This is a genomic window from Streptomyces sp. MS191 (assembly GCF_008042125.1).
GTDB lineage: Bacteria > Actinomycetota > Actinomycetes > Streptomycetales > Streptomycetaceae > Streptomyces.
Genome location: NZ_RDBI01000048.1, coordinates 23,429 through 32,190 on the forward strand (window position 1 = coordinate 23,429; position 8,762 = coordinate 32,190).

The 8,762-nt window shown below is 75.1% G+C and carries 11 protein-coding genes; 5 read left to right on the forward strand and 6 right to left on the reverse strand.

Translation table 11 applies throughout. From position 1 onward, the window contains the following. Positions 1-43: 43 nt before the first annotated feature. Positions 44-1,210: a molybdopterin-dependent oxidoreductase gene (locus EAO71_RS22100; protein ID WP_147979565.1), complete on the forward strand. Its 1,167-nt coding sequence runs from the start codon at positions 44-46 to the stop codon at positions 1,208-1,210. Positions 1,211-1,215: 5 nt separating this feature from the next. Continuing rightward, positions 1,216-1,617: a hypothetical protein gene (locus EAO71_RS22105; RefSeq protein ID WP_261992279.1), complete on the forward strand. Its 402-nt coding sequence runs from the start codon at positions 1,216-1,218 to the stop codon at positions 1,615-1,617. A 17-nt stretch (positions 1,618-1,634) separates the two neighbouring features. On the opposite strand, the gene EAO71_RS22110 is transcribed toward EAO71_RS22105, so the two are convergent. The 3 genes from EAO71_RS22110 to EAO71_RS22120 are packed head-to-tail and all read right to left on the reverse strand — an operon-like array spanning position 1,635 to position 3,591. Further along, entirely contained in the window at positions 1,635-2,279 is a 645-nt protein-coding gene (locus tag EAO71_RS22110) for a methyltransferase domain-containing protein (RefSeq protein ID WP_261992280.1), read from the reverse strand. Continuing rightward, the gene (locus tag EAO71_RS39050) at positions 2,276-2,911 is read right to left on the reverse strand and encodes a TIGR04282 family arsenosugar biosynthesis glycosyltransferase (RefSeq protein WP_147979566.1); all 636 of its coding nucleotides are present in this window, start codon (positions 2,909-2,911) and stop codon (positions 2,276-2,278) included. Before EAO71_RS39050 ends, EAO71_RS22110 begins: the two co-directional genes overlap by 4 nt. After that, positions 2,908-3,591, reverse strand: coding sequence for a glycosyltransferase family 2 protein (locus EAO71_RS22120; RefSeq protein WP_147979567.1), 684 nt, complete (start codon positions 3,589-3,591; stop codon positions 2,908-2,910). The genes EAO71_RS39050 and EAO71_RS22120 overlap by 4 nt, the downstream gene beginning before the upstream one ends. Positions 3,592-3,716: 125 nt before the next feature. Here EAO71_RS22120 and EAO71_RS22125 point away from each other — a divergent pair, with 125 nt between their 5' ends. Together EAO71_RS22125 and EAO71_RS22130 are read left to right on the forward strand one after the other, a co-directional pair. Further along, positions 3,717-4,520: a response regulator transcription factor gene (locus EAO71_RS22125; RefSeq protein WP_147979568.1), complete on the forward strand. Its 804-nt coding sequence runs from the start codon at positions 3,717-3,719 to the stop codon at positions 4,518-4,520. Continuing rightward, positions 4,517-5,623 carry a sensor histidine kinase gene (locus EAO71_RS22130; RefSeq protein WP_147979569.1) on the forward strand — a complete coding sequence of 369 codons (1,107 nt, stop codon included), beginning with the start codon at positions 4,517-4,519 and terminating at the stop codon, positions 5,621-5,623. Before EAO71_RS22125 ends, EAO71_RS22130 begins: the two co-directional genes overlap by 4 nt. Positions 5,624-5,700: 77 nt before the next feature. Here EAO71_RS22130 and EAO71_RS22135 read toward each other — a convergent pair whose 3' ends face one another. After that, positions 5,701-6,765, reverse strand: a complete 1,065-nt coding sequence (locus EAO71_RS22135) for an NAD-dependent epimerase/dehydratase family protein (protein WP_147979570.1) — start codon at positions 6,763-6,765, stop codon at positions 5,701-5,703. A 148-nt stretch (positions 6,766-6,913) separates the two neighbouring features. Here EAO71_RS22135 and EAO71_RS22140 point away from each other — a divergent pair, with 148 nt between their 5' ends. Beyond that, positions 6,914-7,447, forward strand: coding sequence for a DM13 domain-containing protein (locus EAO71_RS22140; RefSeq protein WP_410093997.1), 534 nt, complete (start codon positions 6,914-6,916; stop codon positions 7,445-7,447). A gap of 71 nt (positions 7,448-7,518) precedes the next feature. Here the strand turns inward: EAO71_RS22140 and EAO71_RS22145 are convergent, their stop codons facing one another. Together EAO71_RS22145 and EAO71_RS22150 are read right to left on the reverse strand one after the other, a co-directional pair. Then, the gene (locus EAO71_RS22145; RefSeq protein WP_147979572.1) at positions 7,519-8,052 is read right to left on the reverse strand and encodes a TspO/MBR family protein; all 534 of its coding nucleotides are present in this window, start codon (positions 8,050-8,052) and stop codon (positions 7,519-7,521) included. 80 nt (positions 8,053-8,132) lie between these two features. After that, positions 8,133-8,330 carry a hypothetical protein gene (locus EAO71_RS22150; RefSeq protein WP_147979573.1) on the reverse strand — a complete coding sequence of 66 codons (198 nt, stop codon included), beginning with the start codon at positions 8,328-8,330 and terminating at the stop codon, positions 8,133-8,135. Positions 8,331-8,762 lie beyond the last annotated feature (432 nt).

The window sequence follows — 8,762 nt, forward strand, 5'->3', positions numbered from 1 at the left end:
TCGAACCGTCCGCCCCGGCCTGCGGGGCGGTGTCATGGACGCCATGACCTCCCGTACACGTGGACCGCGATTCGCGCTGCCCCCGCACCGGCCGCCCGCATTCACCGGACCCCTGCACGACGCGCGCACGGCGACGGCCTTGGGCCGATGGCTCGGCGCGGCGTTCGCCGTCTGCTTCGTCACCGGCCTCGTCAGCCACTACCTCCAGCACCCCCCGTCCTGGCTCGCCGACGACCTGCCCACCCGGCCGGTGTGGGGCTACCGGCTCACCCAGGGGCTGCACATCGCCACCGGGCTCGCGGCGATCGTGCTCCTCCTGGCCAAGCTGTGGACGGTGTACCCCCGGCTGTTCACCTGGCCTCCGGTCCGCTCCGCCCGCCACGCTCTGGAACGCCTCTCCGTCGCGGTCCTCGTCGCCGCGGCCGTCTTCCAGGTGTTCACCGGGCTGCTCAACATCGTCGAGTGGTACCCGTGGGCGTTCTCGTTCGTTCCCGCGCACTTCGCCGTCGCCTGGATCGCGGCCGGCTCGATCCTGCTGCACGTCGCCGTCAAGGCACCCGAGATCAGGGCCCATTGGAGCCGCGATGCGGCCGGGACCCTCGGTGCGCCGGCCGAGGAGACCGCCGACCGGCGCTCACTGCTGCTGGGAGTGGGCGCGGCGGTCGGCGTCGTGACCGTGACGACGGTCGGTCAGGCCCTGACCCCGCTGAAGGCTCTCGACCTGCTCGCACCGCGGCACCCCGACCACGGCCCGCAGGGGCTGCCGGTGAACCGGACCGCCGCCGCGGCCGGCGTCTCGGCACATGGCCTGGGCGAGTGGCGGCTCGAGGTCGTCGGCCCCCGCCCGTACACGCTCACGCTCGCCGCGCTGCGGGCGCTGCCCCGGACGCGGGCGCGGCTTCCGGTCGCCTGCGTCGAGGGCTGGAGCGTCGACGCCGATTGGAGCGGTGTCCCGATCCGCGATCTCGTCGAGCGGGCCGGCGGCCGGCCCGGCGCCGCCGCCCTGCGGGTGACGTCGCTGGAGGTCGTCGGCGCGTACCGGGTCATGGAGATGGGAGCGGAGTACGCCGACGATCCGCTCACGCTCCTCGCGCTCACCCTGGACGGGCAGCCGCTCTCCCTCGATCACGGCTTTCCGGCACGGATCATCGCCCCCGACCGGCCCGGGGTCCTGCAGACCAAGTGGGTCCACCGCCTGGAGGTGCTGTGAGCACGGTGAGCCCGCTTCGATGGGCGACCGGCGGCCTCGGGCTGGTCATGATCGGTATCGGCGCGTGGCGGATCGCGGTCCAGCCCGCCCCGGCGGAGGTATGGGTGTGGCTGGCCGGGGCGGTCGTCCTGCACGACGCGATCCTCGCCCCGCTGGTCCTCGTCGTCGGACTGCTGCTCGTCGGGCGCCGTGATCGCGGCCTGCTCCGCGGCGCCGCGATCGTCGCGGGAAGCGTGCTGCTGGTGACGCTGCCGCTGCTGCTGCGCCCGGGAGCACCTCCCAACCCGTCGGCGCTGCCGCTGCCGTACGGGCGGAACCTCGTGATCGTCCTCGCGGCGGTCGCCGTGACCACCGGCGCCGTCCTCCTCGAACGGCGCCGTCGGAAGCGCCCCGACTCCGACCACTGACCGGCGTCGGCGCTCGCTCACTCCGCCGGGGCGAGGGCCAGGAAGGAGCGCCGGTGCAGCGTCCAGCGCTCGGTCACGTTCCAGCCCGCGCGGGAGGCGTGGGCGGTCAGGGCGCGGGCGCCGACGCGCGCCCAGGGAAACGGTTCGCCCAAGGCCCCGCGGCCGTTGTCGACCCGCACCTCGCACCGTTCGTCCACCTGCTCCGGCACGCACTCGGCGATGAGCAGTCCGGACCGCGCGACCACGCGCCGCAGCCGGCGGAGCAGGGCGGCCGGATCGCCCCCGATCCCCACGTTCCCGTCGATCAGCAGGGCCGTGTCCCAACGCCCCTCGCCTGGCAGGGGATCGAAGACCGACCTGCACAGGGCCGAGCCGCCGAGCCGCACGGTCCGGGCGACCGCCTCCGGGCTCACGTCGATGCCCAGGGACGGCCGGCCCCTCGCAGCCAGCGCGGCGGCCAGCCGGCCTGGGCCGCACCCGACGTCGAGCACGGTTCCCCGGCACCGCCCCAGGACGGAGCGGTCGGCACGGTCCGGCGTCTCGCACCAGCGCTCCACCTCCAGAGGGATGACCCCGCCGTCGCGCCGGCGGAGGAACAGCGGCCCCTGACCGCTGCGCAGGGCGTCGGCGTACGGGTCGGCACGCCAGGCGGTCGTGGTCACGTGCCCGCCTCCGTCGGCATCGCCGTCGTCAACGCGGCGTGCACGGCGGCGAACCGGCCACCCGGGGCCGCGGTGGCCACCCGTCGCGCGTCGTCGGCGGTGTCCACGTCGCGCAGGACGGGAAGCCGACCCACCCGCAGCCCCGCCGCGTCCAGCCGCTCGTACTGGACCCTGCCGGTGTCCGGGCGGGACATCGGCACGCCCCGCAGCAGTGCGGGATCGGGGACGGCGAGTCCCAGGGCCCAGAAGCCGCCGTCCGACGCCGGCCCGAACCAGGCGTCGTGCCGATCCCAGCGCAGCGCGGGCGCGAGGAGCCCGGGCGTGAGCTGCGGGGTGTCCATGCCGATGAGCAGCGCAGGCCCCGAGCAGGCCGCGAACGCCGCCGCGAGCCGGGCGTCGAGACCGCCCGCGACCTGCGGCACCACCTCGAATCCCGGCGGCAGCCAGTCGCCGGGCTCCCCGTCGAGCACCAGGACGTGCCGGGCGGCCGGGACGCGCGCGGCGACGGAGAGCGTGTCGATGAGCGACGCCTCGGCGAGCGCGGCCGCCTCCCCGGGCGTGAACGGGGGAGTGAGCCGGGTCTTCACCCGCCCTGGCAGGGGCTGTTTGGCGATGACGAGCAGCGTGGTCACGCGCGCTCACCCGCGATCGCGGGTTCGGCCAGCACCCGCCGCATGTCGCGCACCGCCTGCCAGGTGCCCCGCCACGTGCCGGTGACCTTCGACCGGCCCGACCGGGGCAGATAGGGCACGTCGACCTCCCGCACCCGCCAGCCGGCGTCCGAGGCCCGCACCACCATCTGCAGCGGGTAGCCGCTGCGGCGGTCGGTCAGCCCGAGGCCGAGAAGGGCCTCGCGCCGCGCCGCCCGCATCGGGCCGAGATCGCGCAACCGCAGGCCGGTGCGGCGGCGCAGCAGCCGGGACAGCGCCGCGTTGCCGGCCCGGGCGTGGGCCGGCCAGGCGCCACGCGCGGCCGGGCGTCGGCGGCCCAGGACCAGATCGGCGGATCCGTCGCTCACCTCGGCGAGGAGACCGGGCAGCAGGCGAGGGTCGAGCGAGGCGTCGCAGTCGCAGAAGCAGACGAACTCGGCGTCGGAGGCGAGCAGTCCGGCGTGGCAGGCGGCACCGAAGCCACGTCGCGACTCACGCACGACGGTGGCGCCGAGGCGCGCGGCGAGCGCGGCCGAGCCGTCGGTGGAGCCGTTGTCGACGACGATCGGCCGCCAGCCGGACGGGATGCGGGCCAGCACCCAGGGCAGGGCCTCGGCCTCGTCGAGGCAGGGAAGGACGACATCGGCGGTCATGGGGGTCATGCGCCTCACCGTAGGGAGCAGTCGACGTGCGGAGCCCTCGGAACTCCTTACGAAACGCGGACGTCGGCCGTCGTACGCCCGACTGGCCGTGGCCGCCGGGACACCCGGATGCGACGCTGTGCGGCATGACCGAGAGCAGCATCCCGGGCGGCACCGCCCGGATCCTGGTGGTGGACGACGATTCGACGGTGGCGGAGGTGGTCACCGGATACCTCCAGGGCGCGGGGTTCGCCGTCGACCGGGCGGCGGACGGACCCGAGGCACTGCGACGGTCCGAGGACCGCCGCCCGGACCTCGTCGTCCTCGACCTCATGCTGCCCGGCCTGGACGGGCTGGAGGTCTGCCGAAGGCTGCGGGCCGCCGGGCTCGTGCCCGTGATCATGCTCACCGCGCGAGGCGACGAGGAGGACCGGATCACCGGCCTGGAGGTCGGAGCCGACGACTACGTCACCAAGCCCTTCAGCCCCCGGGAACTCGTCCTGCGCGTCACGTCCGTGCTGCGCCGCACCCGTGCGAGGGACGCCGCGCCGGGCGCGGCGCCGCGCCCGACGCTGCGTGCCGGCGCCCTGACGGTGGACACCGAGACCCGTCGGGCCACCCGGGGTGGGCTGGAACTCGCCCTCACACTGAGGGAGTTCGATCTTCTCGCCCACTTCCTCGCGCACCCTGACATAGCGCACACGCGGGAGGACTTGATGCGGCGCGTGTGGGGGTGGGACTTCGGGGACCTGTCCACCGTCACCGTCCACGTGCGACGCCTGCGCGCCAAGATCGAGGACGACCCGGCGCGGCCCCGGCACATCCGGACGGTGTGGGGCGTCGGCTACCGCTTCGACACCGGTGAGACCACAGGTTCCCAGCCCGTTGCCGACTCCGGGACGACGGCCCGTCCCGTCGAGAAGGCCGGCCCCCAGGAGGGCGCTGCGTGAAGGACGTCCTGCTCATCGCGCTGTTCGCGCTCGCCGGTGCGGCGTGCGCCGGAGTCGCCGGTGCCGTGGTACTGCGTCTCGTGCGCCACCGTTCCGTCGCCCTGTCGCTGACCGTCGTCGCCGCCGTCACGGTCACCGCGATGCTCGCCGGGACGCTGGCCGTCGCACAGGCGATGTTCCTGTCCGCCCACGACCTGTGGGTGGTCACGGTCGTCGTCGCGATGGCCGCCCTCGTCTCCCTGGGAACCGCGCTCGTGCTGGGACGCTGGGTCGTGGCCCGCAGCCGTGCCCTGGCGCGCGCCGCACGGGAGTTCGGTGACGGCGGAGGCTTCTCCGCGCCCCACGGCACCGCCACCGCGGAACTCGCCGCGCTCACCCGCGAACTGGCCGCCACCAGCGCCAGACTCGACGCCTCCCGCGGCCGCGAGCGTGCGCTGGAGGCGTCACGGAGGGAACTCGTCGCCTGGATCTCCCACGACCTGCGCACCCCGCTGGCCGGACTCCGGGCGATGGCCGAGGCGCTGGAGGACGGCATTGCCGCCGACCCCGCCCGCTACCACCGGCAGATCCGCACCGAGGTCGAACGCCTCACCGTCATGGTGACCGACCTCTTCGAACTGTCCCGCATCCACGCCGGCACACTGAGCCTCAACCCGAGCCGCATCTGCGTGTACGACCTGGTGGGCGACGCCCTCAGCGGCGCCGACCCGCTGGCTCGCGAGCACGGCGTGCGGCTGGAGGGGAAGCGGCTGGAGCCGCTCCCCGTGGAGGTGGATGGCAAGGAGATGACCCGGGTGCTGACGAACCTCCTCGTCAACGCGATCCGTCACACGCCCGCCGACGGCACGGTGGCGGTCTCGGCCGAACGCAGGGAGGACGCCGTCGTCGTGTCGGTCACGGACGGCTGCGGCGGCATCCCCGAAGAGGACCTGCCCCGGGTCTTCGACACCGGTTGGCGCGGCACCGAGGCACGCACCCCGCCCGCCGGTGCCGGACTCGGCCTGGCCATCGTCCGCGGCATCGTGGAGGCCCACGCGGGCAGCGCCGGGGTGCGCAACGTCCCCGGTGGCTGCCGCTTCGAGGTGACCCTGCCGACGGCGTGAGCCGGCGCGCCGGACGACGGCCCCGGGACCCGCCCTCCGGCAGGGGACCCCGGGGTCCTTCGTCCGGCCCCGCCTGGTCAGCCCCGCACCGCCGCCGAGGCCCGCTGCCCCGCCCTCGCGAACTCCGCCATGCCCTCCGCGAAGCCGACCACGGGACGCCAGTCCAGCTCCCTGCGGAGCCGGCCCGAGTCCGCCGTGACGTGCCGTACGTCGCCCAACCGGTACTCTCCCGTCACCACCGGATCCGGACCGCCGTACGCCCGTGCCAGAGCGGATGCCATCTCGCCCACGGTGCGGGGCTCCCCGCTGCCGGTGTTGTACGTGCTGAGGGCCCCGGCCCGCACCGCACCCGTCGCCTCCACCGCGCGGACGGCCGCCGCCGCGACGTCCCGCACGTGGACGAAGTCCCGCCGCTGCCCCCCGTCCTCGAAGACCCGGGGCGCCTCTCCGCGGGCAAGGGCCGAACGGAAGAAGGAGGCCACCCCGGCGTACGGGGTGTCCCGCGGCATCCCCGGCCCGTAGACGTTGTGGTACCGCAGACAGATCGCGGTCGCGTCCATGCCCCGGGCCCATGCCGCCGCCAGGTGCTCCTGGGCGAGTTTCGTCGCGGCGTACACGTTCCGGGGATCGGCCGGCGCGTCCTCGGCCACCAGGCCGGGATGGAGCGCGTCGCCGCAGTCCGGGCAGCGGGGCTCGAAGAGGCCGGCCGCCAGGTCCTCCGGGCGACGCGCTCCCGCCCGGACGGCGCCGTGGCGACGGCAGGTGTAACGGCCCTCCCCGTACACGACCATCGATCCGGCGAGGACGAGCCCGCGCACGCCCGCCTCCGCCATCGCCGCGAGCAGCACGGCGGTGCCCAGGTCGTTGCAGCCCACGTAATCCGGCGCGTCGCCGAAGTCCTTGCCGAGGCCGACCATGGCCGCCTGGTGGCAGACCACGTCGACCCCGCGCAGAGCCGCGCGGACGCTCGCCGCGTCCCTGACGTCGGCGTGCAGGAACTCCGCGGCCGGCGGTTCGGGTGCGGTGGGGTGGGCACGGGGCAGCAGGGCGTCCAGGACGACCGGCTCGTGGCCGGCCTCCCGGAGCGCCGTGACGATGTGCGAGCCGATGAATCCGGCTCCTCCGGTGACGAGTACACGCATGTCCGGGACGCTACGGAGCGGCGGCCCGCCGCGGGGGCGCCCACGCCGCGGCGTAAGGATTTCGTCATCAGGCCGGCCCTCCCGATCCGGCCACCGCCCGGGTTGGATGGTGGTCACGGAGCGGACGGCGAGGACGAGGAGGTGCGCCGTGGGGCGCGTGCGCACGACGTGGTGGCTACGCGGGGCGGTCGTATCGGCTCTGCTGCTGGTCGCCGGGCTCGTGTGGTTCGAGCCTTGGGCGTTGTGGACGGACGAGACCGTGCGCGAGGCGCCTCCCTCCGCGAGCGAGCCCGCGACCCGACCGTCGGCCGGCACGCCGGCGGCCGAGCCCGTCACCGAGGCGCGAGGCACCTTCGTCAGCCACGAGCACCCGACGAAGGGGACGGTGCGGATCGTGCGCCTCGGCGACGGCACCGCCGTGCTCCGTATCGAAGGCCTCGACACGAGCAGTGGACCGGACGTCCGCGTATGGCTGAGCGACGCACCGGTGAGGGCCGGAAGGGCCGGCTGGCACGTCTTCGACGACGGCCGCCATCTGAGCCTCGGCGCGCTGAAGGGAAACAAGGGGGACCAGAACTACCCGCTGCCCCGGGGCGTCGACTGGCAGGCGTACCCGAGCGTCAGCATCTGGTGCGACCGCTTCGACGTGTCCTTCGGTGCCGCGAGCCTCGTACGGACCTGACGTGCCCGCTGGCGCCCGGCCGCGACGCCCGGCGGGCCGAGGGGCTCGACGGGCGGGACGGCGCCGGGCCCTCAGCGGCCGCGGTGCGGGTACCGGCGGCCCGGCCCCGGGTTGAGGCGGACCAGGGAGCCGTTGAGGGCCGTCGCGAAGAGGCACCAGGTCGCGTACGGGAGCAGGGCGCGGGCGGCCGGGCGATCCGCTCGCGCGAGGCGCAGCAGCAGCTCCGCGTTGCTCAGATCGAGCAGGACGGTGCCGGCGAGTCCGGCCCGTGGGCTGCGGCGTCCGAAGAAAAGGGCGTTCCAGCCGGCGTTCAGCACGAGGTTCGTGCCGAGGCTGCCGAGGAGCCGGGTGCGGTCGCCGCCGCGGGTCGTGGCGAGCGCGCGGCCCCCGGCCCAGGCGAGGGAGCCGTAGAGCGGAGTCCAGATCGCGCCGAAGGCCCATGGTGGAGGCTGCCACGACGGCTTGCGCAGGGTGCGGTACCAGGTGGTGCCTGGGTCGACGAAGCGGCCGCCGGCGACGGCGGTGGCCGTCACCGCCGCGGCGGCGCCGACGTACCAGGGCCAGACGGGAGCCCTGCGGTCGGCCGGTGCGGGGGAGGGGGACATGGAAGGAGGTGTACCCGTTCCGCCGAGGCGCACCGCGCCCCGCCCGGGAGCCGTGCCCGGCCCGGCCGCCGGACACCCGCTCAGGCCGCACGCTCCGACGGCGCCGACGCATCGAGCGGGGGCTCCTGGGCGTGCGCTTGCGGGGGATCGGGCACGAGGCGCAGACGGCGCGCGTGGCGGGGAGCGCGGGCGCTGGCGCTCATGTGGTCCTCGTAGCGGTCGAGCGCGAGGACGAGCCCGAGGAGGAGGGGCGGCAGGAGCAGGGCGACAGCGATCACCGGGGCCTCCATGGGTCGGACAGCCGGATGCCGTTCGGCTGCCCGGGATGTGCCGGGTCATCACCGCCCCTTGTGAGGATCGTGTGACATCGCCGCCTGCCCGTCCGCACGATCGGAGGGACCATGGAGGGGTCGCATGCGATGCGCGACAGCGGGTACGCGCGGTGACAGAGGCCGGTACGCCGGTCGCGCGGCCCGCCGGGCCATGCCGCCTCCGCAGCGGGGCGGGACGGCCGCCCGGGCCGTCGGCGTACCGGCGGCACGTTCCCGCAGCGACCCTCGGGAGGAACAGCGCATGGACAGGTCACAGGGCCCGCCGCCCCTTCGCCAGGACGAGCCGGTGGGGGAGCTGGTCAAGCAGGCGTCCGACCAGTTCTCCAGACTGATGCACGATCCTCACAAGGGGCGGTGATGACCCGGCACATCCCGGGC